The 24,595-nt window shown below is 66.8% G+C and carries 22 protein-coding genes and 4 tRNA genes; 19 read left to right on the forward strand and 7 right to left on the reverse strand.

Going from position 1 to position 24,595, the window contains the following annotated elements:
• The first annotated feature begins 26 nt into the window (after nucleotides 1-26).
• Nucleotides 27-2,297 carry an ATP-dependent Clp protease ATP-binding subunit ClpA gene (gene clpA, locus ABD024_RS07675; RefSeq protein WP_343851272.1) on the forward strand — a complete coding sequence of 757 codons (2,271 nt, stop codon included), beginning with the start codon at nucleotides 27-29 and terminating at the stop codon, nucleotides 2,295-2,297.
• 116 nt (nucleotides 2,298-2,413) lie between these two features.
• Here clpA and infA read toward each other — a convergent pair whose 3' ends face one another.
• Nucleotides 2,414-2,632: a translation initiation factor IF-1 gene (infA, locus tag ABD024_RS07680; RefSeq protein WP_007508585.1), complete on the reverse strand. Its 219-nt coding sequence runs from the start codon at nucleotides 2,630-2,632 to the stop codon at nucleotides 2,414-2,416.
• A gap of 107 nt (nucleotides 2,633-2,739) precedes the next feature.
• On the reverse strand, nucleotides 2,740-3,015 hold the full coding sequence (locus ABD024_RS07685) for a polyhydroxyalkanoic acid system family protein (RefSeq protein WP_343851274.1): 276 nt from the start codon (nucleotides 3,013-3,015) through the stop codon (nucleotides 2,740-2,742).
• Nucleotides 3,016-3,095: 80 nt separating this feature from the next.
• Here ABD024_RS07685 and ABD024_RS07690 point away from each other — a divergent pair, with 80 nt between their 5' ends.
• The 11 genes from ABD024_RS07690 to ABD024_RS07740 all read left to right on the forward strand — a co-directional run bounded on the left by ABD024_RS07690 (nucleotide 3,096) and on the right by ABD024_RS07740 (nucleotide 12,089).
• Entirely contained in the window at nucleotides 3,096-3,863 is a 768-nt protein-coding gene (locus ABD024_RS07690) for an FHA domain-containing protein (protein ID WP_343851276.1), read from the forward strand.
• A 93-nt stretch (nucleotides 3,864-3,956) separates the two neighbouring features.
• The gene (gene serC / locus ABD024_RS07695; RefSeq protein WP_343851278.1) at nucleotides 3,957-5,042 is read left to right on the forward strand and encodes a 3-phosphoserine/phosphohydroxythreonine transaminase; all 1,086 of its coding nucleotides are present in this window, start codon (nucleotides 3,957-3,959) and stop codon (nucleotides 5,040-5,042) included.
• A gap of 75 nt (nucleotides 5,043-5,117) precedes the next feature.
• Nucleotides 5,118-6,206 (forward strand): prephenate dehydratase, encoded by a 1,089-nt coding sequence (gene pheA / locus ABD024_RS07700; RefSeq protein WP_343851280.1) that lies wholly within the window; start codon nucleotides 5,118-5,120, stop codon nucleotides 6,204-6,206.
• Nucleotides 6,203-7,513 (forward strand): 3-phosphoshikimate 1-carboxyvinyltransferase, encoded by a 1,311-nt coding sequence (gene aroA / locus ABD024_RS07705; protein WP_343851282.1) that lies wholly within the window; start codon nucleotides 6,203-6,205, stop codon nucleotides 7,511-7,513. The genes pheA and aroA overlap by 4 nt, the downstream gene beginning before the upstream one ends.
• A gap of 62 nt (nucleotides 7,514-7,575) precedes the next feature.
• A complete protein-coding gene (kdsB, locus tag ABD024_RS07710; RefSeq protein WP_343851284.1) occupies nucleotides 7,576-8,355 on the forward strand; it encodes a 3-deoxy-manno-octulosonate cytidylyltransferase in 780 nt (259 codons plus the stop codon).
• A 39-nt stretch (nucleotides 8,356-8,394) separates the two neighbouring features.
• Entirely contained in the window at nucleotides 8,395-10,236 is a 1,842-nt protein-coding gene (gene uvrC, locus ABD024_RS07715; RefSeq protein WP_343851286.1) for an excinuclease ABC subunit UvrC, read from the forward strand.
• Between the two features lie 72 nt (nucleotides 10,237-10,308).
• On the forward strand, nucleotides 10,309-10,926 hold the full coding sequence (gene pgsA / locus ABD024_RS07720) for a CDP-diacylglycerol--glycerol-3-phosphate 3-phosphatidyltransferase (RefSeq protein ID WP_343851288.1): 618 nt from the start codon (nucleotides 10,309-10,311) through the stop codon (nucleotides 10,924-10,926).
• Nucleotides 10,927-10,997: 71 nt separating this feature from the next.
• Nucleotides 10,998-11,073 (forward strand) — tRNA-Gly (locus ABD024_RS07725).
• Between the two features lie 146 nt (nucleotides 11,074-11,219).
• Nucleotides 11,220-11,295, forward strand: a tRNA-Gly gene (locus ABD024_RS07730).
• Nucleotides 11,296-11,379: 84 nt separating this feature from the next.
• A tRNA-Cys gene (locus ABD024_RS07735) sits at nucleotides 11,380-11,453 on the forward strand.
• A gap of 249 nt (nucleotides 11,454-11,702) precedes the next feature.
• The gene (locus tag ABD024_RS07740) at nucleotides 11,703-12,089 is read left to right on the forward strand and encodes an HU family DNA-binding protein (protein ID WP_056385787.1); all 387 of its coding nucleotides are present in this window, start codon (nucleotides 11,703-11,705) and stop codon (nucleotides 12,087-12,089) included.
• A 75-nt stretch (nucleotides 12,090-12,164) separates the two neighbouring features.
• On the opposite strand, the gene ABD024_RS07745 is transcribed toward ABD024_RS07740, so the two are convergent.
• The 5 genes from ABD024_RS07745 to ABD024_RS07765 form a co-directional block, all read right to left on the reverse strand.
• A tRNA-Leu gene (locus ABD024_RS07745) sits at nucleotides 12,165-12,251 on the reverse strand.
• Nucleotides 12,252-12,336: 85 nt separating this feature from the next.
• Nucleotides 12,337-13,572, reverse strand: coding sequence for a TraB/GumN family protein (locus ABD024_RS07750; RefSeq protein WP_343851292.1), 1,236 nt, complete (start codon nucleotides 13,570-13,572; stop codon nucleotides 12,337-12,339).
• Between the two features lie 89 nt (nucleotides 13,573-13,661).
• The gene (locus ABD024_RS07755) at nucleotides 13,662-14,552 is read right to left on the reverse strand and encodes a carbon-nitrogen hydrolase (protein WP_343851294.1); all 891 of its coding nucleotides are present in this window, start codon (nucleotides 14,550-14,552) and stop codon (nucleotides 13,662-13,664) included.
• A gap of 57 nt (nucleotides 14,553-14,609) precedes the next feature.
• Nucleotides 14,610-15,659, reverse strand: coding sequence for an agmatine deiminase family protein (locus ABD024_RS07760; RefSeq protein ID WP_343851296.1), 1,050 nt, complete (start codon nucleotides 15,657-15,659; stop codon nucleotides 14,610-14,612).
• Nucleotides 15,660-15,767: 108 nt separating this feature from the next.
• A complete protein-coding gene (locus ABD024_RS07765; RefSeq protein ID WP_343851298.1) occupies nucleotides 15,768-16,136 on the reverse strand; it encodes a hypothetical protein in 369 nt (122 codons plus the stop codon).
• A gap of 203 nt (nucleotides 16,137-16,339) precedes the next feature.
• Here ABD024_RS07765 and ABD024_RS07770 point away from each other — a divergent pair, with 203 nt between their 5' ends.
• The 7 genes from ABD024_RS07770 (at nucleotide 16,340) to prfB (ending at nucleotide 24,594) form a co-directional block, all read left to right on the forward strand.
• Nucleotides 16,340-18,274, forward strand: a complete 1,935-nt coding sequence (locus tag ABD024_RS07770) for an ABC-F family ATP-binding cassette domain-containing protein (RefSeq protein WP_343851300.1) — start codon at nucleotides 16,340-16,342, stop codon at nucleotides 18,272-18,274.
• A gap of 2 nt (nucleotides 18,275-18,276) precedes the next feature.
• Nucleotides 18,277-19,197, forward strand: coding sequence for a phosphoglycerate mutase (locus tag ABD024_RS07775; RefSeq protein WP_343851302.1), 921 nt, complete (start codon nucleotides 18,277-18,279; stop codon nucleotides 19,195-19,197).
• Nucleotides 19,194-20,906: a single-stranded-DNA-specific exonuclease RecJ gene (gene recJ, locus ABD024_RS07780; RefSeq protein WP_343851304.1), complete on the forward strand. Its 1,713-nt coding sequence runs from the start codon at nucleotides 19,194-19,196 to the stop codon at nucleotides 20,904-20,906. The genes ABD024_RS07775 and recJ overlap by 4 nt, the downstream gene beginning before the upstream one ends.
• A 66-nt stretch (nucleotides 20,907-20,972) precedes the next feature.
• The gene (locus tag ABD024_RS07785; RefSeq protein WP_343851306.1) at nucleotides 20,973-21,347 is read left to right on the forward strand and encodes a SpoIIAA family protein; all 375 of its coding nucleotides are present in this window, start codon (nucleotides 20,973-20,975) and stop codon (nucleotides 21,345-21,347) included.
• 5 nt (nucleotides 21,348-21,352) lie between these two features.
• A complete protein-coding gene (locus tag ABD024_RS07790) occupies nucleotides 21,353-21,532 on the forward strand; it encodes a hypothetical protein (RefSeq protein ID WP_343851308.1) in 180 nt (59 codons plus the stop codon).
• A 167-nt stretch (nucleotides 21,533-21,699) separates the two neighbouring features.
• Nucleotides 21,700-23,367 (forward strand): asparagine synthase B, encoded by a 1,668-nt coding sequence (gene asnB / locus ABD024_RS07795; RefSeq protein WP_343851310.1) that lies wholly within the window; start codon nucleotides 21,700-21,702, stop codon nucleotides 23,365-23,367.
• Between the two features lie 101 nt (nucleotides 23,368-23,468).
• Nucleotides 23,469-24,594 (forward strand): peptide chain release factor 2 gene (prfB, locus tag ABD024_RS07800; protein ID WP_343851312.1). Its coding sequence is split into 2 segments (ribosomal slippage): nucleotides 23,469-23,543 and nucleotides 23,545-24,594, totalling 1,125 coding nucleotides; the frame shifts between segments, so codons are not numbered across the junction.
• Nucleotide 24,595: the final 1 nt, after the last annotated feature.

The raw sequence follows: 24,595 nt of genomic DNA on the forward strand, positions 1-24,595 counted from the left end.
CACAATGCAAAGCGGAGACGATCCGAATGTTCAGCAAGGATCTGGAAGTCACCATCGGCCATTGCTACAAGCAGGCCCGCGAACAGCGCCATGAGTTCATGACGGTGGAGCACCTGCTGCTGGCGCTGACCGAAAACCAGTCGGCGCTCGGCGCCCTGCGCGCCTGCGGCGTGGACTTGCCGCGGTTGTCGGCCGACCTGGAACGCATCATCAACGAGACCGTGCCGGTGCTGCCGCCCGGCGACGAGCGCGACACGCAACCCACGCTGGGTTTCCAGCGCGTGCTGCAGCGCGCGGTGTACCACGTGCAATCCTCCGGCCGGAAGGAGGTCACCGGCGCGAACGTGCTGGTGGCGATCTTCGGCGAGAAGGATTCGCACGCGGTGTACTTCATGCATCAGCAGGAAATCACCCGGCTCGACGTGGTCAATTACATCTCGCACGGCATCGCCAAGATCGGCGACGAGCCGGCTGCCGGCGTGTCCGGCGGCGAGCGCGAGGGCGAGGAGGGCGGCGAGCCGAAGGGCAACCCGCTGCACGAGTTCGCCAGCAACCTCAACGAGCTGGCGCTGGAAGGCAAGATCGACCCGCTGATCGGCCGCGCCGACGAGATCGAGCGCACGATCCAGGTGCTGTGCCGCCGACGCAAGAACAACCCGCTGTATGTGGGCGAGGCCGGCGTGGGCAAGACCGCGCTGGCCGAAGGCCTGGCCAAGCGCATCGTCGACGGCGAGGTGCCCGAGGTGCTGGAGGACGCCACGATCTGGTCGCTGGACCTGGGCGCGCTGGTGGCCGGCACCAAATACCGCGGCGACTTCGAGAAGCGCCTGAAGGGCGTGATCGCGCAGCTGAAGAAACAGCCCGGTGCGATCCTGTTCATCGACGAGATCCACACCATCATCGGCGCCGGCTCCGCCTCGGGCGGCACCATGGACGCGTCGAACCTGATCAAGCCGATGCTGGCTTCCGGCGAGCTGCGCTGCATCGGTTCGACCACGTTCCAGGAATACCGCGGCGTGTTCGAGAAGGATCGCGCGCTGGCCCGTCGCTTCCAGAAGATCGACGTGGTCGAGCCGACCGTGGCGGACAGCATCGAAATCCTCAAGGGCCTGCGTTCGCGCTTCGAGGAACATCATCACGTCGCCTACACCAACGAGGCGTTGAAGGCGGCGGTGGATCTGTCGGTGAAGCACATTCCTGATCGCCTGCTGCCGGACAAGGCAATCGACGTGATCGACGAGGCCGGCGCGCGCCAGCGGCTGCTGCCGCTGGATCAGCGCACCGGCAAGGTCGACGTGGGCGAGGTGGAGTACATCGTGGCCAAGATGGCGCGGATCCCGGCCAAGCAGGTTTCTGCTTCCGATCGCGACGTGCTGCGCAACCTCGAGCGCAACCTGAAGATGGTGGTGTTCGGCCAGGATCCGGCGATCGAGGCGCTGGCCGCGTCGATCAAGATGGCCCGCTCGGGTCTGGCCGATCCGTCCAAGCCGATCGGCTGCTTCCTGCTCGCCGGTCCCACCGGTGTGGGCAAGACCGAGGTGACCAAGCAGCTGGCGATGCAGCTCGGCATCGAGATGATCCGCTTCGACATGTCCGAGTACATGGAAGGGCATTCGGTGTCGCGGCTGGTCGGCGCGCCCCCGGGCTATGTCGGTTTCGACCAGGGTGGCCTGCTGACCGAGGCGGTCACCAAGCATCCGCACGCGGTGCTGCTGCTGGACGAGATCGAGAAGGCGCATCCGGACGTGTTCAACATCCTGCTGCAGGTGATGGACCGCGGCGTGCTGACCGACACCAACGGCCGCGAGGCGAACTTCAAGAACGTGGTGGTGGTGATGACCACCAATGCGGGCGCGGCGATCGCTGCACGGCGCAGCATGGGCTTCGTCGAGCAGAAGCACGAGTCCGACGCGATGGAAGTGATCCGCCGCATCTTCACGCCGGAGTTCCGCAACCGGCTGGACGCGATCATCCAGTTCGCCGCGCTCGACTTCGAGCACATCCTGCGCGTGGTCGACAAGTTCCTGATCGAGCTGGAAAGCCAGCTGACCGAGAAGCGGGTGAGCCTGGACGTGGATGCCGACGCCCGCCGCTGGCTGGCCGAGCACGGCTTCGACCCGCAGATGGGCGCACGGCCGATGGCGCGAGTGATCCAGGAGAAGGTGAAGCGCGCGCTAGCCGACGAACTGCTGTTCGGCAAGCTGGCCGAGGGCGGTGTGGCTCACCTGAGCGTGGTGGATGGCGAGTTGAAGGTCGACTGCAAGGCGGCCGAGAAATTGCCGGCCGTGGTCGAATAGGCCGAATGCCGGGCAAAGCAAAGGCGGCGCATTGCGCCGCCTTTGTCATGTCTGGCACCACCATCCCGTGTGTGGAGTGCTGCGCGCAGGCGCGACAGCCTCCGACCCAGCCGCCCTTACTTCATGCGGTACGTGATGCGTCCCTTGCTCAGGTCGTACGGGGTCATTTCGATCTTGACCTTGTCGCCGGTAAGGATGCGGATGTAGTGCTTGCGCATGCGGCCGGAGATGTGGGCGATGATGACGTGCCCGTTCTCCAGTTGCACACGAAACATGGTGTTCGGCAAGGTCTCCTGGACCGTGCCTTCCATTTCGATGACGTCGTCTTTGGCCATGTGTTCCGGGGTTCGCGCACAGCCGTCATGGCTGCGTAAGCCGACGATTATGCCACGGATGGGCGTTTGGTTAAAGAATCATCAATGCGGGTCCGGCCAGCCCGCGGTCAGGCGAAATGCTCGTCCAGCTTGCGCCGGATTTCCTGCTCGATCAGGCCTTTCAGCGGCGTCAGCATCAGACCCAGTTCGGCCTTGACCTGGATCGCGTCGCCGCCGACGGCGATCGAGCCGCTGACACCGGGGCGGGAAAACAGCAAGGTGTCGTCCTGCCAGCGCCCATCCATGCCGAATTTCTCGTGCATGCGTGCGGCCACCTGGTCGACCACGGCGCGGGCTTCGGCGATCGACAACTGGTGCGGGCGGCGGATATCGATCTTGGGCATGGCGTGCTCCGTGGGAATATCCCATCTTAATGCCATGTGGCTGCATGCTAGAGTTTCGCGGTCCATCGACCGGTTCATTCATGCGTATCGAATTTCCCAATGCGGCCCGTGAGGATTTCCATTGGACGCAGGCGCAGTTGCGTATCGGCAGCGCGCCCGACAATGACCTCGTGCTGGCCGCCAGCCAGGCGGCGCCGCATCATTTGCGCATCCAGCAGGATCGCCGCGGTTGGGTGCTGCAGGTGCTGCCGTCGGCCGACCGCATCCACGTCAACGCGCGGCCGGTGCGTGAACGCGCCTTGCTGCGCGCGGGCGATGTGGTCAGCGTGGGCGACTGTCGCCTGCTGCTGCGCGCCGACGAGGACCCCGCCCAACGCACGCCGCTGAACGTGCCCGAGCAGGGCCGCTGCACGGTGGCTTTGCGCGCCGTGGCCGGTCCGTTGTCCGGGCGGGTGCTGCCGTTGCAGGACAGCCTGACCTTCGGGCCGCACGGCGATTGCCCGCTGGAACTGCCGCAGGGCGGCATCGTGGCGTTGCGGATTTTCTGGGAGGGTGGTCAGCTGCGGCTGGAAACCACCGAGTCGTGCGAACGCCACCCGCTGCGGGTCAACGGTGTGGCGGTGCAGAAACTGGCCTTGCAACCCGGCGACCAGCTTGGCGTGGCGATGCACCGCTTCGTGGTCGACGGGCCGGGCATGGAACCGGAGCCGGAGATCGTGATGGCCGAACCGTTGCCGCAACAGCTGCCGGAAGACACCGCCGGCCCGAGCGGCGAAGTGTGGTGGCTGATCGTCACCGCCGCCGTGCTGGCACTGGGCATCGCACTGGTGCTGCTGATCCGTTTCTGAGGGCACGCGCTGAAGGCACGCGCCGAGGGTTGACCGCGCCATGCTGCGCCGCGCCATAATGCATGGAATACCCTCGACAGGATGCAGGTGCACGTGAGCAGAGTCTGGAATTTCAGCGCCGGCCCGGCGGCGTTGCCGCAGGCGGTACTCGAACGCGCCCAGCGCGAGATGCTGGACTGGAACGGCAGTGGCGCCTCGGTGATGGAGCAGTCCCACCGCGGCAAGCGTTTCATCGCGATGGCTGCCCAGGCCGAGGCCGACCTGCGCGAGTTGATGCAGATCCCGGCCGATTACGCCGTGCTGTTCCTGCAGGGCGGTGCCACCCAGCACTTCGCGCAGATCCCGATGAACCTGGCCGGCGAGGGCGATAGCGCCGACTACATCGTCAGCGGACACTGGAGCGCGAAGGCGGTCAGCGAAGCCGGACCCTACGTGCGGGTGAACGTGGCGGCCAGCGGCGAGGCGGACGATTACCTGAAGCTGCCGCCGCGCGACAGCTGGCAGCTCGACCCGAACGCCGCCTACGTGCATTACACGCCGAACGAGACGATCCACGGCGTGGAGTTCCATGGCATTCCCGAGATCGGCGCAGCGCCGCTGGTGGCGGACATGTCCTCGAACATCCTGTCCGAGCCGCTGGACGTCAGCCGCTTCGGGCTGATCTACGCGGGCGCGCAGAAGAACATCGGTCCGTCCGGCCTGGTGCTGATGATCATTCGCCGCGACCTGCTGCAGCGGGCCGGCCGGCCGATGGCGCGGATCTTCCGCTACGCTGAACACGCTGCCGCCGATTCGATGCTCAACACGCCGAACACCTGGGGCTGGTACGTGGCCGGGCTGACCTTCCAGTGGCTCAAGGCGCAGGGTGGGCTGGGCGTGATGGCCGAACGCAACCGGGTCAAGGCCGAATTGCTGTACGGGGCCATCGACGGCTCCGGCGGCTATTACCGCAACCCGATCGAGCTGTCCGCGCGTTCGCGCATGAACGTGCGCTTCACCCTGCACGACGCTGCGCTGGACGCCGTGTTCCTGCAGGAGTCCGAGGCGACCGGCCTGCTTGCGCTGAAGGGTCACAAGGCGCTCGGCGGCATGCGTGCCTCGTTGTACAACGCGGTGCCGCCGGAAGCGGTCGAGACGCTGGTGGCGTTCATGCGGGATTTCGCGCAGCGGCACGGCTGACCGATCCATGGCGAATTTTTTCAGGCAAGATGCCGCTTCATCATTTGGACTTCTATCCATCCAGGCGGCTAACGCATGACCGACCCGAAAACACCGTTGAGCGAGATGCGCGAGCGCATCGACAGCATCGACCGGCAGATCCAGCAGCTGATTTCCGAACGCGCGAACCATGCGCGGACGGTGGCGAAGGTGAAGGGGGAGGGGCTTTCCGCGATCGACTATTACCGTCCCGAACGCGAGGCCCACGTGCTGCGCATGGTGGTGGACCGCAACGAGGGTCCGCTGTCCGACACCGAGATGGTGCGGCTGTTCCGCGAGATCATGTCGTCCTGCCTCGCCCAGGAGGATCCGTTGAAGATCGGCTTCCTGGGCCCGGAAGGTACCTTCAGCGAACAGGCCGTGCGCAAGCACTTCGGCCACGCTGCCTACGGTCTGCCGCTGGGTAGCATCGAGGAAGTGTTCCAGGAGGTCGCCGCCGGCCATGCCGACTTCGGCGTGGTGCCGGTGGAAAACTCCGGCCAGGGCATGATCCAGGTCACCCTGGACATGTTCCTCACTTCCGAGGCCACCATCTGCGGTGAGGTGGAGTTGCGCGTACACCAGTGCCTGCACTCGCTGACCGGCCAGCTGGAGGACGTGCGCCGTGTCTATGCGCACGCGCAGTCGCTGCAGCAGTGCAAGACCTGGCTGCGCATCAACCTGCCCGAGGTGGAATGCATCGCGGTGGGCAGCAATGCCGAAGCCGCCCGACTGGCCCGGCACGCCGATGACGCGGCGGCGATCGCCGGTGAGACGGCGGGTAAGGTCTACGGCCTGAAGACCGTGGCCAAGGGCATCGAGGATCGCGCCGACAACACCACGCGCTTCCTGGTGATCGGCCGTTCGCTGTTTCCGCCCTCGGGCAACGACCGCACTTCGCTGCTGATCACCGTCAACGACAAACCGGGCGCGCTTTACGACGTGCTCAGCCCATTTGCGAAGCATGGCATCAGCCTGAACCGGATCGAGTCGCGGCCGGCGCATACCGGCAAATGGCAGTACGCGTTCTTCATCGACGTCTCCGGCCATGTCGACGGCGATGCGTTGCAGGCGGCGGTGCAGGATATCGGCGCATCGGCCGCGACCATCCGCGTGCTCGGTTCCTACCCGGTGGCCTTGCCTTGAACGTTCGTCTGGACTGGAGCAGCCGACCGGGTCGGCCGCTGCATGGCAGCGTGCGCGTACCCGGCGACAAGTCGGTCTCGCATCGCGCGCTGATGCTGGCCGCGATCGCCGAGGGAGAGTCGCGCATCAGCGGCTTCCTCGAAGGCGAGGACACCCGCGCCACCGCCGCCGTGCTGGCGCAACTCGGCGTGCGCATCGACACGCCCTCGGCCGGCGAGCGCGTGGTGCATGGCGTGGGCCTGCACGGCCTGCGCGGCACGGCGCAGCCGCTGGATTGCGGCAATGCCGGCACCGGTATGCGCCTGCTGACCGGCCTGCTGGCCGGGCAGGCGTTCGACAGCACCCTGGTCGGTGACGCTTCGCTGTCGAAACGACCGATGCGCCGGGTGACCGATCCGCTGGTCCTGATGGGCGCGCGCATCGACACGCACGACGGCCTGCCGCCGCTGCACGTGCATGGCGGTCAGCCGTTGCAGGGCATCCGCTACGAACTGCCGGTGGCCAGCGCGCAGGTGAAGTCTGCGTTGCTGCTGGCTGGCCTGTACGCTGCCGGTGAAACCGAAGTCATCGAACCGCACCCGACCCGCGACTACACCGAGCGCATGCTGGCCGCGTTCGGCTGGCCGATCGCGTTCGCACCGGGCCGCGCGAAAGTCGAGGGCGGCCACGCGCTGCATGCCACCGACGTCGAGGTGCCGGCCGATTTTTCCTCGGCCGCATTCTTCCTGGTCGCCGCCAGCATCGTGCCGGGCTCCGAACTGCGCCTGCCCGCGGTGGGCCTCAATCCGCGCCGCACCGGCCTGCTGCAGGCGCTGCGCCTGATGGGCGCGGACATCACGGTCGAGCACGAGCGCGAAGCCGGCGGCGAGCCGGTCGGCGATCTCGTGGTGCGCCACGCACCGCTGCATGGCGTCGAGCTGCCCGAGGCGCTGGTGCCGGACATGATCGACGAGTTCCCCGCGCTGTTCATCGCTGCCGCGGTGGTCGGCGGCACAACGGTGATTCGTGGCGCGGCCGAGTTGCGGGTGAAGGAATCCGATCGCATCGCCACGATGGCCAGCGGCTTGCGCACGCTCGGCGCGGCGATCGAGGAAACGCCGGATGGCGCGATCATCCACGGCGGCCGGCTCGGCGGCGGCACGGTGGAAAGCCACCTCGACCATCGCATCGCGATGAGTTTTGCAGTGGCCGGACTGGTCGCCACCGGGCCGGTACAGATCAATGACTGCAGCCATGTCGCCACGTCGTTTCCCGGTTTCCTGGAGCTGGCCAACGGCTGCGGCTTCGCACTGCATAGCGTGGGCTGAACTGTTCGCGGCGTGCATGTATCGTTGCGGCAAGACTTGCCTCCTGGTTGAAGATCGTCCTCATGTCCAATGTCGTACCGCCATTCATCGTCGCCATCCCCGCCCGTTACGGCTCGACTCGTCTGCCGGCCAAGCCGCTGCGCGAGATCGACGGCGTGCCGATGGTGGTGCGCGTGGCGCAGCGCGCCCTGCAGGCCGGCGCCAGCCAGGTGGTGGTGGCGGTGGATGACCCGCGCATCGCCGACGCATTGGCCGGGCAGGATGGCGTGGATGTCTGCATGACCCGCAGCGATCACGCCTCGGGCAGCGACCGCCTGGCCGAGTGCGCACAGCACTACGGTTGGGCCGACGACAGTATCGTGGTGAACCTGCAGGGCGACGAACCGTTTGCGCCCGCCGCCGGCATCCGCGCGGTGGCGCAGGCGCTGGCCGGCGACGACGCGCCGATGGCGACCCTGGCCACGCCGATCATCGACGCCGAGGAACTATTCGACCCGAACGTGGTGAAACTGGTGCGTGCCGTCGACGGCCGCGCGCTGTACTTCAGCCGGGCACCGTTTCCGTGGGCGCGCGACGCGTTTGCCACCGACCGCAACGCGCTGCCCTCCGGCTCGCCGTTCCTGCGGCACATCGGCATCTACGCGTACCGGGCCGGCTTCCTGGACCGCTACAGCCGCCTGCCGCGCACGCCGCTGGAACGGACCGAATCGCTGGAGCAGTTGCGCGTGCTGGAGCACGGTCACGCGATCGCGGTGCGGCTGACCCCGGAGCCGTTCCCGCCAGGCATCGACACCGAAGCCGACCTGGAACGCGCGGAGCTGTGGTTGCGCACGCAGCATTGAACCACCACCTGCATGGGTCATCGCCACTAGAATGATCCCATGCAGTCCGTGCAACCGCCCCCCTTCGACGGCAAGGCCTTCGTCCGTACGCTGACCTCCTCGCCCGGCGTCTATCGTCATTTCGACGCGGCCGGCGAGCTGCTCTACGTGGGCAAGGCCGGCAATCTCAAGAAGCGCGTCGGCAGCTATTTCCTGAAGCCGCGCATGGAGCCGCGCATCGCGGCGATGGTGGCGCAGATCGCCCGCGTCGAGATCACCGTGACGCGCACCGAGGGCGAGGCGCTGCTGCTGGAATCGCAGCTGATCAAGTCGCTGAAGCCGCGCTACAACATCCTGCTGCGCGACGACAAGAGCTACCCGTACATCTACCTGTCCAGCGGCGAGGACTACCCACGGCTGGCCTTCCACCGCGGTGCGAAGAACCTGCCGGGACGCTATTTCGGGCCGTACCCGAGCACCTACGCGGTGCGCGAAAGCCTCAGCCTGATGCAGAAGCTGTTCAAGGTGCGCCAGTGCGAGGACAGCTACTTCCGCAACCGCACGCGGCCCTGCCTGCAGTATCAGATCGGCCGCTGCAGCGCACCCTGCGTGGGGCTGATCAGCGTGGAGGATTATCGCAGCGACGTGCGCCATGCCGAGATGTTCCTGGAAGGACGCAGCAACGCGGTGATCGACGAGCTGGCCGAGGCGATGGAACAGGCCAGCAAGGCGTTGCAGTTCGAACGTGCGGCGAAACTGCGCGACCAGGTGGCCGCGCTGCGCCAGTTGCAGGCGCAGCACCACGTGCAGGGCGCCAGCGCCGACATGGACGTGATCGCCTGCCGCATCGAGGCGGGCATGGCCTGCGTCAGCGTGCTGTTCTTCCGCAACGGCATCAGCCTGGGCACGCGCGACTTCTTCCCGCGCCTGCCGCTGGATGCCGAGCCGGCCGACGTGCTGACCCAGTTCATCGCGCAGTACTACCTGGATCGTCCGGTGCCGCGTGAGCTGATCCTGGGCGAGCCGCTGGCCGATCAGGACATCCTGACCGAGTTGCTGACCCAGCACGCCGGCCGCGCCATCGAATTGAAGTCCAGCGTGCGCGGCGAACGCGCGCAGTTCCTGCAGATGGCCGAGCGCAACGCGCAGGCCTCGCTGACCGCACGGCTGGCCAGCCGGCAGACCCTGGGCGCGCGTTTCGACGACCTGCAAAAGGTGCTCGGGCTGGTGGCGCCGCCGCGGCGTATCGAGTGTTTCGACATCAGCCACACGATGGGCGAGCTGACCGTCGCCTCGTGCGTGGTGTTCGGGCCGGAGGGTCCGGAAAAATCGCACTACCGCCGCTTCAACATCGCCGGCATCACGCCGGGCGACGACTACGCGGCGATGCATCAGGCGCTGACCCGGCGTTTCCGCAAGGTGGCCGAAGGCGAGGGCGCGCGTCCCGACATCCTGTTGATCGACGGCGGCAGCGGCCAGGTGGCGCAGGCGCTGGACGTGCTCCGGGAACTCGGCGTCGGCGGCATCGAAGTGGTGGGCGTGGCGAAGGGCCCGGGCCGGCGCGCCGGCGAGGAGACCCTGGTGCTGGCGCGGCTCGAATCAGGCAATCCCGGGCGCGAACTGCATCCGGGCTCGTCGTCGCCGGCCTTGCACCTGGTCGCCGCGGTGCGTGACGAGGCGCATCGTTTCGCGATCAGTGGCCATCGCAAACGGCGCGAGAAGGCGCGCGAGCGCAGCGTGCTTGAAGACGTGCCGGGTATCGGTGCGCGCCGTCGTTCGGCGCTGCTGAAGGCGTTCGGCGGCCTGCAGGGTGTGGAAGGCGCCGGCGTCGAGGAACTGATGCAGGTGAAAGGCATCGACCGTGGTCTGGCCGAACGCATCTACGCCAGCCTGCATGGTTGAGCGGCGGCGAACGCCTTCACTCGGCAGCGGCGCACCGGCATGCGAAACTGCAACAAACCATCGAGACGAATCATGCACATCAACCTGCCGACCTGGCTGACCCTTTTTCGCGTTGCGCTGCTGCCGGTCATGGTGGTGGCGTTCTACCTGCCGTTTCCGGGTCACAACATCACCGCGGCGATCGTTTTCCTGCTGGCGGCATTCACCGACTGGCTGGACGGCTACCTGGCCCGACGCATGAACCTCACTTCGGCGTTCGGTGCGTTCCTCGATCCGGTCGCCGACAAATTGATGGTCGCGGTGACCTTGTTCCTGCTGGTCGAGTCGCATCGTGGCGGTTGGCCCGGCATCCTGATGGCGGTGACCGCGGCGGTGATCGTGGGGCGCGAGATCAGCGTGTCGGCACTGCGCGAATGGATGGCCGAAATCGGCATGCGCGCCACCGTCAAGGTCGCCTTCATCGGCAAGCTGAAGACGGTGATGCAGATGGTCGCGCTGGTGGTGCTGATCGTGCAGCACGAGAAGGCCGCCGAAGCGCTGCGGCTGTACCACATCGGCGAGGCCTTGCTGGTGATCGCCGGCGTGCTGACGATCTGGTCGGGCCTGTACTACCTGCGCGCCGCCTGGCCGATCCTGAGCGGCGATATGTCGGGGCAGTCATCTACTGATGCTGACGATAGCGATATCTGAGCGTTGGGACGTCGGTTGATCGATACGGGCTTGACGATCCGCATCCACGTATTAGAATGCGCGGCTCCGATGCGGGAATAGCTCAGTTGGTAGAGCACGACCTTGCCAAGGTCGGGGTCGCGAGTTCGAGTCTCGTTTCCCGCTCCAGTTTGCAGACAAGGCCCCGACCCGTTCGGGGCCTTGTCGTTTCAGCGATGCGTCGGGTCGGGGCAGGGCGCTGGAATCCGGGTCGAGAAAACGCTGTCGCGGCTATTCACAAATGACTCCGTTCTGCTATGATTCGCGGCTCCGATGCGGGAATAGCTCAGTTGGTAGAGCACGACCTTGCCAAGGTCGGGGTCGCGAGTTCGAGTCTCGTTTCCCGCTCCAGTTTTCAAGCAGAACCTCGGCCTACCGGGGTTTTGTTTTTTAGAGGCAACCTGCGATCATCATGGTCGCGATGCACCAAGCAATGGCCAGGTGGCAGAGTGGTCATGCAGCGGACTGCAAATCCGCGTACGCCGGTTCGATTCCGACCTTGGCCTCCATTGCGCAAGCGGCTGCCAGCCAGCCCCGAAAACCCGCCGACGGCGGGTTTTTTGTGGTTGCTTCATCCAGCCGGCATACGCCGGACCGCGCGAAGTGGTGAGTACTTTCGTCCGTCTTGCTGAAGATTTTGCGACCGGAAAACATCTTTTGTTGTCCGACCCGTTGGCGGCACCGCGGAATTCCCCTACATTCAGCGTGCCGTGAGGCAATGCAACCAATCCATCACCACGCATACAAGGGGGAAATTCATGGCAAAGACGCAGAAAGCAACGGCCAAGAGCAAGCCGGCACCCAAGGCCAAGGCCGCATCGGCTGCACCCAAGCCGATCAAGGAAGTCCTGAACAAGTCCAGCCTGGTGGCGCACATCGTGGAAGCCAGCGGCGTGGTCGCCAAAGACGTTCGCGCCGTGCTCGCCGCACTGGAAGGCGCGGTCGCCGGTTCCGTGCACAAGAAGGGCGCCGGTTCGTTCCAGCTGCCCGGCTTGCTGAAGATCACTGCGGTGAGCGTGCCGGCCAAGCCGAAGCGCAAGGGGATCAACCCGTTCACCAAGGAAGAGCAGTGGTTCGCGGCCAAGCCGGCGTCGGTCAAGGTCAAGATCCGTCCGCTGAAGAAGCTGAAGGACGCGGCGGCCTGATCCAGGCCAGGCGTCATCGTGGAGTGCGGCGACACTCGCCGCACTCCATCGTTTGATCGGGCATCAAGCGGTTATTGGTGCCTGGGGCGGGGATCGAACCCGCATGGCCTTGCGGCCGAGGGATTTTAAGTCCCTTGCGTATACCAGTTTCGCCACCCAGGCCGGATATCGAAGCGCGTTTGCAGGGAGCCTGCAGGCGGCGCGCATCGTAGCATGCGCCTTGCTGTCGCTCGGCACGCAGCCGTGGTCAGAACAGGCTCTTGAAGATGTGGATGCCGGCGCTGTACTCGCCGATGATCGTGCCCACGCTGACCAGGAAGAAATTCAGCAAGGTGCGTGCGACGCGGTTCTTCCACCAGCCGCTCCAGTGCACGATGTCGTCGCGCAAGGTGTCGAAATCGGCCACGCGCGGGCGGCGCGTCCAGGCTTCGGCCATCGCGCTGATGCCGCCGGCGGGAATGCCGGGGCGGAACGGCTTGATCGGCGCGGCGATGAACGCGGCGGTGATGCTGAACGGGTGTGCGCCGGCGAGCAGCGCGCCGAGCGCGGCGAAACCGCCGGTGAACAGCACCCAGGCCAGCAGCGCCTGCGTGCCCAGCGCAGCATTGCGGTGGAACGCCCAGGCGATCGCGGCGAATACCAGCAGCACCAGGGCGGCGGCTACCCACTTCGGCCAGCGCGCCTTCGGCGGCGAGACGGCCAGCTCGGCGACCTTGGTGGCGGGATCGTCCTGCTGTTCGCGCAGCAAGGTGCAGAGGCCCTTGAGGTGGCCGGCGCCGATCACCACCAGCACGCGGCGGTTTTCCGTCGTGCTCGGGCGGGCCGCTTCCTCGCGCAGGCGCGCGGCCATGAACGCATCGCGTTCGCCGATCAGGCTGTCGTAGAGTGGCTTCGAGCCGCTGGCGAATTCGCTGAACGCGCTTTCCAGCAGGTCGCCCTGTTTCAGTTTCTCGATCTCGCCCTGTTCGATGTCCTCGCGGTCGAACACGCTGGCCAGCAGGCCGCCGAGCAGGCCGAAGCGCTGCCAGAAACCCACGCTGCGCCAGGCGCGCTTGAGCGTCGTGCCGACTTCGCGATCGATCAGCCACAGCGGCAGGCCGCGTTGTTCGGCGCCATCCATCGCCGCCTTCATCTCGGCGCCGGGCTGGATGCCGGACTGGTCGGCCAGGCGCTTCTGGAACGTCGACAGCACCAGGCTGGCGGCGACCATGCCGGCCTTGCCCTGGCGGATCACCTTGAACAGGTCCAACTGCCTGAACGCTTCCGGATCGCGCATGCTCTGCGCGCGGCTGTCGCACAATTCCACCGCCACGGCATCGAAGTGTTCGCTTGTCAGCAAGGCTTCGACGGCCTCCATGCTGCTGCGCGAGACATGCGCCGTGCCCAGCACCACGTATTCCACGCCGTCGCGCTGCACGCGCTCGATCGGCTGGCCCTGCAAGGCGGCGGGCAACGCGGTGACTTCGGTTTCGGGGACGCTCATGCGATCAGCAGGCCGGTCGTCGTGGGAAATCCAAGCATGGGGACTGTGCGCGTGTGGAACAAGCGGACATGGGCGACGTCGGTGCGGTTTCAGTCACGGAAGCGCTTGAGCAGGTCGGCATACGCGTCGATGCGCCGGTCGCGCAGGAACGGCCAGATCCGCCGCACGTGTTCGCTGCGCGCCAGGTCGACCTCGGCCAGCAGCAGCTCGCGCGCATCGGTACCGGCCTGGGCCAGGAACTCGCCCTGCGGGCCGGCGACGAAGCTGGAGCCCCAGAACTGAATGCCGGCGCCCACGCCCGAAGGATCGGCTTCGTAGCCGGTGCGGTTGCATGACAGCAAGGGCAGACCGTTGGCCACGGCATGGCCGCGCTGCACGGTGATCCACGCGTCGCGCTGGCGATCCTTCTCGGCCTGCTCGTCGTTCGGGTCCCAGCCGATCGCCGTGGGGTAGAGCAGCAGTTCGGCGCCGGCCAACGCCATCAGGCGCGCTGCCTCCGGATACCACTGGTCCCAGCACACCAGCACGCCGAGGCGGCCGACCGAGGTGTTGATCGGTTCGAAGCCGAGGTCGCCCGGGGTGAAGTAGAACTTCTCGTAGAACGCCGGGTCGTCCGGGATGTGCATCTTGCGGTAGGTGCCGGCGATGGCCGCCGAGCGGTCGAACACCACCGCGGTGTTGTGGTACAGGCCGGCGGCGCGGCGCTCGAACAGCGAGGCGACGACGACCAGCTTCAGCTCCTCGGCCAGCTTGCCGATGCGCGCGGTGCCTGGGCCGGGAATGCTCTCGGCCTGGTCGAAGATCTCCACCGACTCGTGCTGGCAGAAGTACGGGCCGTTGTGCAATTCCTGCAGCAGCACCAGTTCGACGCCGGCCGCGGCGGCTTTGCGCAGGCCGGCTTCGATGGCGTCCAGATTGGCGTCGCGGCTGCCGCGGTCGGTTTCCTGCAGCAGCGCGACCTTGAGGGTCTTGCGGGTCATCGGCGTGAATCCTCGGCGTGTCGCCAGGCGTAGACCGCACAGTTTAGCCGATGCGGCTCAGGCCAGCCCGGCAGGCAGCTGCATGGTGATGCAGTGCAGGCTGCCGTTCTGCCAGATCAGCGGGCGACACGGCACCTGTACCACTTCGCGGCCCGGATGCGCACTGCCGATGATGCGTGCAGCCGCGTCATCCGCCTTGTCGCCGTAGGCCGGCACCAGCACGGCGCCGTTGACGATCAGATAGTTCGCATAGGACGCGGCGAGCCGGCGACCCTCGTCGAGGATGGGTTGCGCCCACGGCAGCGGATACAGCTGGTAGGGGCGACCATCGACGGTGCGCAGCGCGGCCAGCTCGGCGGCCATCCACTGCAGTTCGTCGTAGTGCGGGTCGCCGGGATCGTCGCAGGCCTGGAACACGATGCGCTCGTCCGGGGCGAAGCGGGCGAGGGTATCGATGTGCGCGTCGGTATCGTCGCCTTCGAGGTAGCCATGGTCCAGCCACAGCACGCGCTCGGCGTGCAGGCTGTCGCGCAGGATCGCGCCCATCTCCTCGCGCGACTGTTCCGGATGCCGCTGCACCAGGCAGCACCAGGTGGTGAGTACGCTGCCCGCGCCGTCGCTCTCGATGCCACCGCCTTCCAGCGCCCAGTCGATGCGCTTGTGCGCGGCATGGCCGAATACGCCGGCGTCGACCAGACCGGCGACGAGCGCATCGTCCTGCTCGGCGTCGAACTTGCCGCCCCAGCCGGTGAAGCGGAAATCGGTGAGCTGGAAATAGCGTCGAGAATCGGCGGCGTCGCCGCCCATCAGGGTGATCGGGCCGGAATCGCGCAACCAGGTGTCGTCGTACGGCAATTCGACGAAGCGGATTTTCGCGAGATCCACGCCGGCGTCACGCAGTTGCGACTGCGCGTGGGCGTTCAGCGCGGCATCGGCCACCACGATGATCAGCCGCTGGAACCGCGTTACCGCCGCGGCCAGCGCCACGTAGGTGGTTTCCACCGCGGCCAGGCGTTCGACCCAGTCGGTACCGGCGTGCGGCCAGGCGATCAGCACGGCGGCCTGCGGTTCCCATTCCGCCGGCAGGCGCAAGGAGTGGTCGGTCATGCTGGGCGATCTCGTACGGGTGAGGGCCACAAATTGTACGACGGCGGTAGCCGCCCACACGAACGACGCGGCCTGTGTCGCCACAGGCCGCGTCGTTTGGAAGTCAGCTCAGTTGACGGCTGCTGGATTGGTGTTGTTGCCGGCCGGCGTGTTCAGCACCGAGTGGATCACGTGGCTGTGCTCGAAATACACCATGAACTCGGGGTACTCCCAGCGGTTGATCTGCGGGTGCTTCTTGGTGTCGCCACCACGCGGCGACAGCTTGCGCTGCGGCGCGCCCCAGGTTTTCTCGACCTGAGCCATGCTCAGTCCGCGCTGAGGCAGGTTCATGCCCTTTTCCTGCTGCACGCGGTGGACCAGCAGACTGTCGCCGTGCTCCGTCCGCGATTGCGCAGCGCTGGCCAGCTGTGGCGCGGCCAGACCGGCGGCAGCGGCCAGCATGATGACGATCGGCAAACTGCTCGTGAACTTGACCATGGCTCCCCTCTCCATACAAGGCTGTATGCGGCGTCGTTGTAGCAGAACCGCTTGTGCTGTGCCATGCCGATTGCCGCCGATTGCGATGGGTTCGGCATTCGTCATGGCGCGGCAGCACCAGCCGGTTCGCCGAGAATAGCGCCATCGCCGCTATCATGGGCGGCTGCGGGCGACTGCCTGCCCAGTTCCGATCCAGGTTTTCCATGATTTCCTTTCGACATTTCGCCTTGCGCCGCGGCAGCCGGCTGCTGCTTTCCGACATCGACCTGGTGATCCAGAGCGGTTGGCGGCTGGGCGTGATCGGTCGCAACGGCTGCGGCAAATCCAGCCTGTTCGCGGCCTTGCAGGGCAGCCTGGAGAGCGATGCCGGCGATCTCGACATGCCGGCCAAGCTGCGGCTGGCCTCGGTGTCACAGGAAACCCCGGCGCTGCCGGACGCGGCGATCGACTACGTGCTGGGCGGCGACGAGGAACTGGCCGCCGCCATGCGTGACGAGGCCGACGCCGGCGATCGTGGCGACATGGAGGCGATGGCGAAAGCGCATCACCGCATCGAGGAACTGAACGGCTACGACGGCCGCGCCCGCGCCGGCCGCCTGCTGCATGGCCTGGGTTTCCCGCCGGAAACGCACGAGCGCGCGGTGAAGGAATTTTCCGGCGGCTGGCGTGGACGGCTGAACCTGGCGCGCGCGCTGATGTGTCCGTCCGACCTGCTGCTGCTCGACGAGCCGACCAACCATCTCGATCTCGACGCCGTGCTGTGGCTGGAAGAATGGCTGCGCCGTTACCAGGGCACCTTGCTGATCATCTCGCACGACCGCGAATTCCTCGACGGCGTGATCACCCACACGCTGCACCTCAACGACGGCAAGGCGAAGCTCTATACCGGCAACTACAGCGCGTTCGAACGCCTGCGCGCCGAGCAATTGCGCCAGCAGCAGATTTCGCACGAACGCGAACAGGCCGAGCGGGCGCACCTGCAGTCTTTCGTCGACCGTTTCAAGGCCAAGGCCAGCAAGGCCAAGCAGGCGCAGTCGCGGATGAAGCGGCTGGAGAAGCTGGCCGGCACCGAGGCGGTGCGTGCCGAGCGGCCTTTCAGTTTCCAGTTTCCGGTACCGGGGCGACTGCCCGACTCGATGCTGCAACTGGAGGACATCACTGCCGGCTACCTGGCCGATCCGTCCACCCACGCGGACGAGGTGGCGAACATCGTGCTCGCCGACGTGCGCTTCAGCATCGAGGCGGGCGAACGGATCGGCCTGCTCGGCCCGAACGGCGCCGGCAAGTCCACCCTGGTCAAGACCCTGGTCGGCGAACTCGAACCGTTCAGCGGCGAGCGCAAGGCACACAAGGACCTGAAGATCGGCTACTTCGCCCAGCACACGGTGGAAAGCCTGCGCGAGGGCGCCAGTCCGCTCGATCATCTGCAGGACAAGGCGCCCGGCGTGGCCAACCAGGTCATGCGCGATTTTCTCGGTACCTGGAATTTCGCCGGCGACCGCGCGTTCGAATCGGTCGATGGTTTCTCCGGCGGCGAGCGTGCGCGGCTGGCGCTGGCGCTGATCGCGTGGGACAAGCCGAACCTGCTGCTGCTCGACGAGCCGACCAACCATCTCGATCTGGACATGCGCGAGGCGCTGGCCGATGCGCTGGCCGACTTCGATGGCGCGCTGGTGCTGGTCTCGCATGACCGCCACCTGCTCGGCATGGTCTGCGACAGCTTCTGGCGCGTCGCCGACGGCGTGGTGGAAAGTTTCGACGGCGACCTGGACGACTACGCACGATGGCTGAAAACGCGCGGCGCGGCCAGCAAGAAGGCGGCGAAGACCGGGGCGGCGGCCAAGCCGGTGGTGGTCAAGGTAGTGCCGGAAGCCACGCCCGAGGAACGCCGCCGCCAGGCAGCCACGCAGCGCGAGAGCGAGAAGTCCGCGCGCCAGCGGGTGAAGAAGATCGAGACCCGCACCGCCACGATCGACGACGAACTGGCCACGCTGGAGACTCAACTGGCCGACCCCGCCACCTACAACGGTTCGACCAGCGAGATGATGCGGCTGGGTCAGCGCCAGACCGAACTGCGCCGCGAGAAGGAAGCGCTGGAAACCGAGTGGTTGTCACTGGTCGAACAACTGGAAGCCTAGACATGCCGACGCCGGAGCAATCGTTGCAACTGTGGCTGCCCGCACTGGCGCATTTCGAACCGGCCCATCCGCTGCGCGAATGGCTGCCCCGTGCCGACCGCTTGCTGGATGGTGGCGTCGGCTATCTGGGCGGTCTCGGCGATCACTTTCCCGGCGTCGACGCGGACGTGCCCGCGGCGGCGATCACCCGCGAGTTTCTCGCCGGCGATGCGGCGGGCGGTATCTGGCTGTCGGCGGATCCGGCCTGGGTGCAGCCCGACATGAACGGCGTGCGCCTGCTCGCCTGTGGCCAGATGCAGTTGGGCATGGATGAGGCGCAGGCACTGGCCGAGCCGTTGCGACCGGTGTTCGACGAAGCCGGCATGCAGCTGGAAATTTCCACGCCGGATCACTGGCACCTGCACTTGCCGGTCGATACATCGCTGCCGTGTTTCGCCGCGCCCGAGCAGGCGTTGGGCGAAGACCTGGCGCAGCATCTGCCGCAGGGCGCGGAAGGACGTCGCTGGCGGGTCTTGCTCAATGACGTCCAGGTGCTGCTGCACCAGCATCCGCTGAATGCCCGGCGGCAGGCGCGTGGGCAGGCGCCGGTGAACAGCCTGTGGCTGTGGGGCGGTGGTCGCCTGCCGGATGCGTTGCCCGGCAACGTGCTGGGTGTGGTCAGCGACGACCTGCTGCTGTGCGCACTGGCCGCGCGTGCCGGCCTCGCCCAGCAGTCGCGTACGGCCGATGCCATCGCCGCAGGCGGGGCGGGCTGGCTGATCGACCTGCAGGATCTGCCGGCGCACGAAATCGCCTCGCGCTGGTGGCCGACCTTGTTGCCGCTGCTCGGTCGCCAGCCCGTCGTGCTGCACTTCGCCAGCGGCGAACGCTGGCGGCACAAACCACTCCACCGCTGGCGCTTCTGGCGCGGGGCAGGGCGTTGAGCGTGCTGCAGCTGCGCCGGCGCGAGAGCAAGGGCGTGCCGCACGGCTGGCCGGTGTCGGTGCATCCGGTGCTGCAACAGGTCTACGCCGCGCGCGGCGTGCTGGAGCCTGGCCAGATCGAACACCGGCTGGCGCGAATGCTGTCGCCGCAGTTGCTGGGCGGCATGGCGCATGCGGTCGAACTGCTGGTCGAGGCGATTCGCGGCGACTGGTCGATCCTGATCGCCGGCGACTACGACTGCGACGGTGCCACCGGCACCGCCGTGGCGGTGCGCGGCCTACGCCTGCTCGGGGCGCAGCGGGTCAGCTACGCCATTCCGAACCGCTTCACGCACGGCTACGGCCTCAGTCCGGCCTTTGTCGCCTCGCTGCAGCCCACGCCGCAGCTGATCGTCACCGTCGACAACGGTGTGGCCAGCATTGCCGGCGTGGCGGCGGCGAAGGCACGCGGCATCCGCGTGATCGTCACCGACCATCACCTGCCCGGCGGGCAGTTGCCGGCGTGTGATGCGATGGTGAACCCGAACCTGACCGGCGACCCGTTCCCGAGCAAGATGCTGGCCGGCGTGGGCGTGATGTTCTACCTGCTGCTGGCCTTGCGCGCGCGGATGTACGAAGAGGGCGCGTTCGCCGGCGCGAAGCCTGACCTATCGCCACTGCTCGACCTGGTCGCGCTGGGCACGGTGGCCGACCTGGTGCCGCTGGATTTCAACAATCGCGTGCTGGTCGAAGCCGGCCTGCAGCGCATGCGCAGTGGTCGTGCCTGCGCCGGCATCATCGCCCTGGTCGAGGCTGGCAAACGCAGCGTGGCGACGCTGTGCTCCAGCGACCTCGGTTTCGCCGTCGGGCCGCGGCTGAATGCGGCGGGACGGCTGGAAGACATGCGCCTGGGCGTGGAATGCCTGCTCACCGACGACGTGGCGCAGGCGCGTCGCTACGCCGAACAGCTCGACGCGATCAACCGCGAGCGGCGCGACCTGCAGGCGTCGATGGTGGCCGAGGCCGAAGTGATGGCGGCGGGCCTGGGCCACATCGACGCGGTCGGCGTGGCGTTGTATGAGCCATCGTGGCACGCCGGCGTGGTCGGCCTGGTCGCCTCGAAACTGAAAGAGCGCCTGCATCGCCCGGTGATCGCGTTCGCCCCCGCCAGCGAGGACGACACCGGGCATCTGCGCGGCTCGGCACGCTCGATTCCGGGTTTCCACATCCGCGATGCGCTGGCCGCGATCGACGTGCGCCAGCCCGGCCTGATCGAACGCTTCGGTGGCCACGCGATGGCTGCGGGCCTGAGCCTGAAGACCGGCGACTATCCGCGCTTCGCCGCCGCCTTCGACGCGATCGCGCGCGAGCTGATCGACGCCGAGCGCCTGCAAGCGGTGCTGTACACCGATGGCGAGTTGCCACCCGGTACCGCCACGCTGGCGCTGGCCCGCCAATTGCGCGGGGCCGGACCGTGGGGCCAGGCGTTCCCCGAGCCGCTGTTCGACAACCTGTTCGAGTGCGCCGGCTGGAAGGTGATGGGCGAGCGCCATCTGCGCCTGCAACTGCGCGATCCGCGTGATGACGCGCTGCATGACGCGGTGATGTTCAACGCCTATGACGGCCGGCCACCGCCGGCGCGACTGCGTGCGGCCTACGAGCTGACCATCAACGACTGGCAGGGTCGCGAGACGCCACGCCTGCTGTTGCGGCATATCGAACCAGCCTGATTCCACTTGCGTGTTTTTCACGCGGCCTGGCCCAGACTGGCGCCACCTCGCTCATGGAGAACGCCCGTGATCGCACTGATCGAAGGACTGCCGCCCGGTACGCTGGGTTTCCGTGCCCATGGCCACGTGACGGCGGCGGATTACAAAAACATCATCGTGCCGGATGTCGAGGCGGCGTTCGCGCTCAACCGCAAGCTGCGCCTGTTGTACGTCACCGCCGACGATTTCACCGGCTTCGACCCCGGCGCGGTGTGGGACGACGCCAAGCTGGGCATGCGTCATTTCAGCGGATGGGATCGTGTCGCGCTGGTCACCGACGTGCACTGGTTGCGCGGCACTGCGATGGCATTCAGCTTTGCCATCCCGGCGGAGTTCCGCCTGTTCCACGGCAGGGAGATCGAGGAAGCCACCCGCTGGATCACCGCCCCGGCAAGCGATTGACGCGTGTGGCCGAGATGCGCGCGGCACTTGCCAAGGGCGGATCGATCTGTTCAAGTTCGCCCATGCATTCCGTCGCCGCCAGCTGCCTGAACCTCACCGCGTCTTCCGCGCGGGGCATCGTGCTGGCCGGCAACAACAATAATCGCGCGAACAATAACGCCAACCGTTGGCGGGCCCGCGCGTAGCAGCAAGTTTCCATTGAATACGCGAAAGAGGCCCGCCCAGTGCGGGCCTCTTTCGTTTTGGGTGTTTGATTTTTGCGCGGGTCCATCCGCGCAAGAGCAAACCCGGCCATCCATGGCCGACTTTCAAGAAGAGCGGCATCCACACCAGCGACTGAGGAATCTCCAACATGTGTTCGATTTTCGGAATATTCGACCTGCAGCCGGGCGACGACCTGGCGGCGCTGCGCCGGCAAGCGCTGGAACTGTCGCAGCGCCAGCGCCATCGCGGACCGGACTGGAGCGGGGTGTTCGTCGACGCCGGGGTGATCCTGGTGCACGAGCGCCTGGCCATCGTCGACCCGGCCAGCGGCGCGCAGCCGCTGCGTTCGCGCGACGGCGCGCTGGCGCTGGCGGTGAACGGCGAGATCTACAACCATCGCGAACTGCGCACGGCCAGCGACTACGAATTCACCACCGGCTCCGACTGCGAGGTGATCAACGCGCTGTATCGCGAGCACGGCAGCGACTTCGTGGGCAAGCTCAACGGCATCTTCGCGTTCGCGCTATGGGACGGCGAGGCGCAGCGCTACCTGATCGCGCGCGACCCGATCGGCGTCTGCCCGTTGTACTGGGGCCACGACGCGCAAGGCCGCCTGTGCGTGGCGTCGGAGATGAAGGCGCTGGTCGGCGTGTGCGCCGACGTGGCGCCGTTCCCGCCCGGCCACGTCTACGACAGCGCCAGCGGCGAGCTGCGCAGCTACTACGCCAAGCCATGGCGCGACTATGCCGCCACGCGCGGCCATGACGTGTCTGCTCCGGCCTTGCGCAAGGCGTTCGAGCAGGCCGTGCATCGTCAGCTGATGACCGACGTGCCGTATGGCGTGCTGCTCTCCGGTGGACTGGATTCCTCGCTGGTCGCCGCCTGCGCCGCGCAGTTCGCGCGCGAGCGGGTCGAGGACGACGACCGCAGCGAGGCGTGGTGGCCGCGCCTGCATTCGTTCGCGATCGGACTGGACGGCTCGCCCGACCTGGCCGCGGCGCAGGTCGCTGCCGATGCGCTGGGCACCGTGCACCACGGCTTCGTCTACACGTTCTGGGAGGGCCTGGATGCACTGCCCGAAGTGATCCGCCACATCGAGACCTACGACGTCACCACCATTCGTGCTGCCACGCCGATGTACCTGCTGGCGCGGCGGATCAAGGCGATGGGGGTGAAGATGGTGCTGTCCGGAGAGGGTGCGGACGAGATCTTCGGTGGCTACCTGTACTTCCACAAGGCGCCGTCGGCCGAGGCATTCCACGAGGAGACAGTGCGCAAGCTCGACGCGCTGCACAGTTATGACTGCTTGCGCGCGAACAAGGCGATGATGGCGTGGGGCGTGGAGGCGCGTGTGCCGTTCCTCGACCTGGAGTTCATCGATGTGGCGATGAACCTCGATGCGAAGCACAAGATGGCGGGGCAGGGACGGATCGAGAAGGCGGTACTGCGCGAGGCGTTCGATGGCGCACTGCCGGACGCGATCCTGTGGCGGCAGAAGGAGCAATTCAGCGACGGCGTGGGCTACGGCTGGATCGACGGGCTGAAGGCGCACGCGGAGCAGGCGGTCAGTGATCGCGAGTTCGCCGCGGCGGCGGCGCGTTATCCGTTCAACACGCCGGCGACCAAGGAGGCGTATTTCTACCGGCGCATCTTCGAGCAGCACTTCCCCGGCGAGGCCTGCGCCGCGACCGTGCCCGGCGGCAAGTCGATCGCCTGCTCGTCACCGGCGGCGCTGGCATGGGATCCGGCGTTCGCGAACGCGGCCGATCCGTCGGGGCGGGCGGTCAAGGGGGTGCATCAGCAGGCGCTGGCCTGAACGGCGGCGCCGTGGTCGGCCGCGCCGCCGCGAGCGCGGCGGTGCGGCCGCGCGGGAGCGTCTGTTATCCTACACAGCTTGCATCCAACCCTGACACCAACATGATCGAGACCAATCCCATCCATGCGCAGATCGCCGACCTTCGGGGCCGCGTCGAGTCGCTTAGGGGGTATCTTTGACTACGCTACAAAAAGCGAACGCCTGGAAGAAGTAACCCGCGAACTGGAAAGCCCTACCGTATGGGACGAGCCGGCCCGTGCGCAGGAACTGGGCCGCGAACGCGCCCGCCTGCACACCATCGTCCACGGCATCGACACGCTGACCGCCGGCCTCACCGACGCCGGCGACCTGCTGGACATGGCGATAGCCGATGGCGACGACGAGACCGCCCATTCGGTGGTCGACGACCTGGCCAAACTCGATGCGCAGGTAAGCAAGCTGGAATTCCAGCGCATGTTCTCCGGCAAGATGGACGCGATGAATGCGTTCGTCGACATCCAGGCCGGTGCCGGCGGCACCGAGGCGCAGGACTGGGCCGAAATGCTGCTGCGCATGTACCTGCACTGGTGCGAATCGCGCGGCTGGAAGACCGAGTTGATGGAAGTCAGCGGCGGCGACGTGGCCGGCATCAAGTCCGCCACGTTCCGCGTCGAGGGCGACTACGCCTACGGCTGGCTGAAGACCGAGATCGGCGTGCACCGGCTGGTGCGCAAGTCGCCGTTCGATTCGGACAATCGTCGGCATACCAGCTTCACCTCGGTATTCGTGTCGCCGGAAGTCGATGACGACATCGATATCGACATCAACCCGGCTGACCTGCGCACCGACGTCTACCGTTCCTCCGGCGCCGGCGGTCAGCACGTCAACAAGACCGAATCGGCGGTGCGCATCACTCATATTCCTACCAACACCGTGGTGGCCTGCCAGACCGGCCGCAGCCAGCACGCCAACCGCGCCACCGCGATGAAGATGCTGGCGGCGAAGTTGTACGAGCTGGAAGTGCAGAAGCGCAACGTCGAGCGCGACGCGCTGGAAGCGACCAAGTCGGACATCGGCTGGGGCAGCCAGATCCGCAACTATGTGCTGGACCAGAGCCGCATCAAGGATCTGCGCACCGGCATCGAGCGTTCGGACACCCAGAAAGTGCTGGACGGCGACCTCGACGAGTTCATCGAAGCAAGCCTGAAATCCGGTCTCGAGGCCGGTTCCAAACGCGTCGATGCGTGAC

The organism is Rhodanobacter soli, from assembly GCF_039523495.1.
GTDB classification, from domain to species: domain Bacteria; phylum Pseudomonadota; class Gammaproteobacteria; order Xanthomonadales; family Rhodanobacteraceae; genus Rhodanobacter; species Rhodanobacter soli.

Excerpts from the sequence above, each read along its gene's own strand:
- clpA (WP_343851272.1), top strand. The coding sequence starts at position 27 with ATGTTCAGCAAGGATCTGGAAGTCACCATCGGCCATTGCTACAAGCAG.
- infA (WP_007508585.1), bottom strand. The coding sequence starts at position 2,632 with ATGGCCAAAGACGACGTCATCGAAATGGAAGGCACGGTCCAGGAGACC.
- ABD024_RS07685 (WP_343851274.1), bottom strand. The coding sequence starts at position 3,015 with ATGCCCAAGATCGATATCCGCCGCCCGCACCAGTTGTCGATCGCCGAA.
- ABD024_RS07690 (WP_343851276.1), top strand. The coding sequence starts at position 3,096 with ATGCGTATCGAATTTCCCAATGCGGCCCGTGAGGATTTCCATTGGACG.
- pheA (WP_343851280.1), top strand. The coding sequence starts at position 5,118 with ATGACCGACCCGAAAACACCGTTGAGCGAGATGCGCGAGCGCATCGAC.
- kdsB (WP_343851284.1), top strand. The coding sequence starts at position 7,576 with ATGTCCAATGTCGTACCGCCATTCATCGTCGCCATCCCCGCCCGTTAC.
- uvrC (WP_343851286.1), top strand. The coding sequence starts at position 8,395 with ATGCAGTCCGTGCAACCGCCCCCCTTCGACGGCAAGGCCTTCGTCCGT.
- pgsA (WP_343851288.1), top strand. The coding sequence starts at position 10,309 with ATGCACATCAACCTGCCGACCTGGCTGACCCTTTTTCGCGTTGCGCTG.
- ABD024_RS07740 (WP_056385787.1), top strand. The coding sequence starts at position 11,703 with ATGGCAAAGACGCAGAAAGCAACGGCCAAGAGCAAGCCGGCACCCAAG.
- ABD024_RS07750 (WP_343851292.1), bottom strand. The coding sequence starts at position 13,572 with ATGAGCGTCCCCGAAACCGAAGTCACCGCGTTGCCCGCCGCCTTGCAG.
- ABD024_RS07755 (WP_343851294.1), bottom strand. The coding sequence starts at position 14,552 with ATGACCCGCAAGACCCTCAAGGTCGCGCTGCTGCAGGAAACCGACCGC.
- ABD024_RS07760 (WP_343851296.1), bottom strand. The coding sequence starts at position 15,659 with ATGACCGACCACTCCTTGCGCCTGCCGGCGGAATGGGAACCGCAGGCC.
- ABD024_RS07765 (WP_343851298.1), bottom strand. The coding sequence starts at position 16,136 with ATGGTCAAGTTCACGAGCAGTTTGCCGATCGTCATCATGCTGGCCGCT.
- ABD024_RS07770 (WP_343851300.1), top strand. The coding sequence starts at position 16,340 with ATGATTTCCTTTCGACATTTCGCCTTGCGCCGCGGCAGCCGGCTGCTG.
- ABD024_RS07775 (WP_343851302.1), top strand. The coding sequence starts at position 18,277 with ATGCCGACGCCGGAGCAATCGTTGCAACTGTGGCTGCCCGCACTGGCG.
- asnB (WP_343851310.1), top strand. The coding sequence starts at position 21,700 with ATGTGTTCGATTTTCGGAATATTCGACCTGCAGCCGGGCGACGACCTG.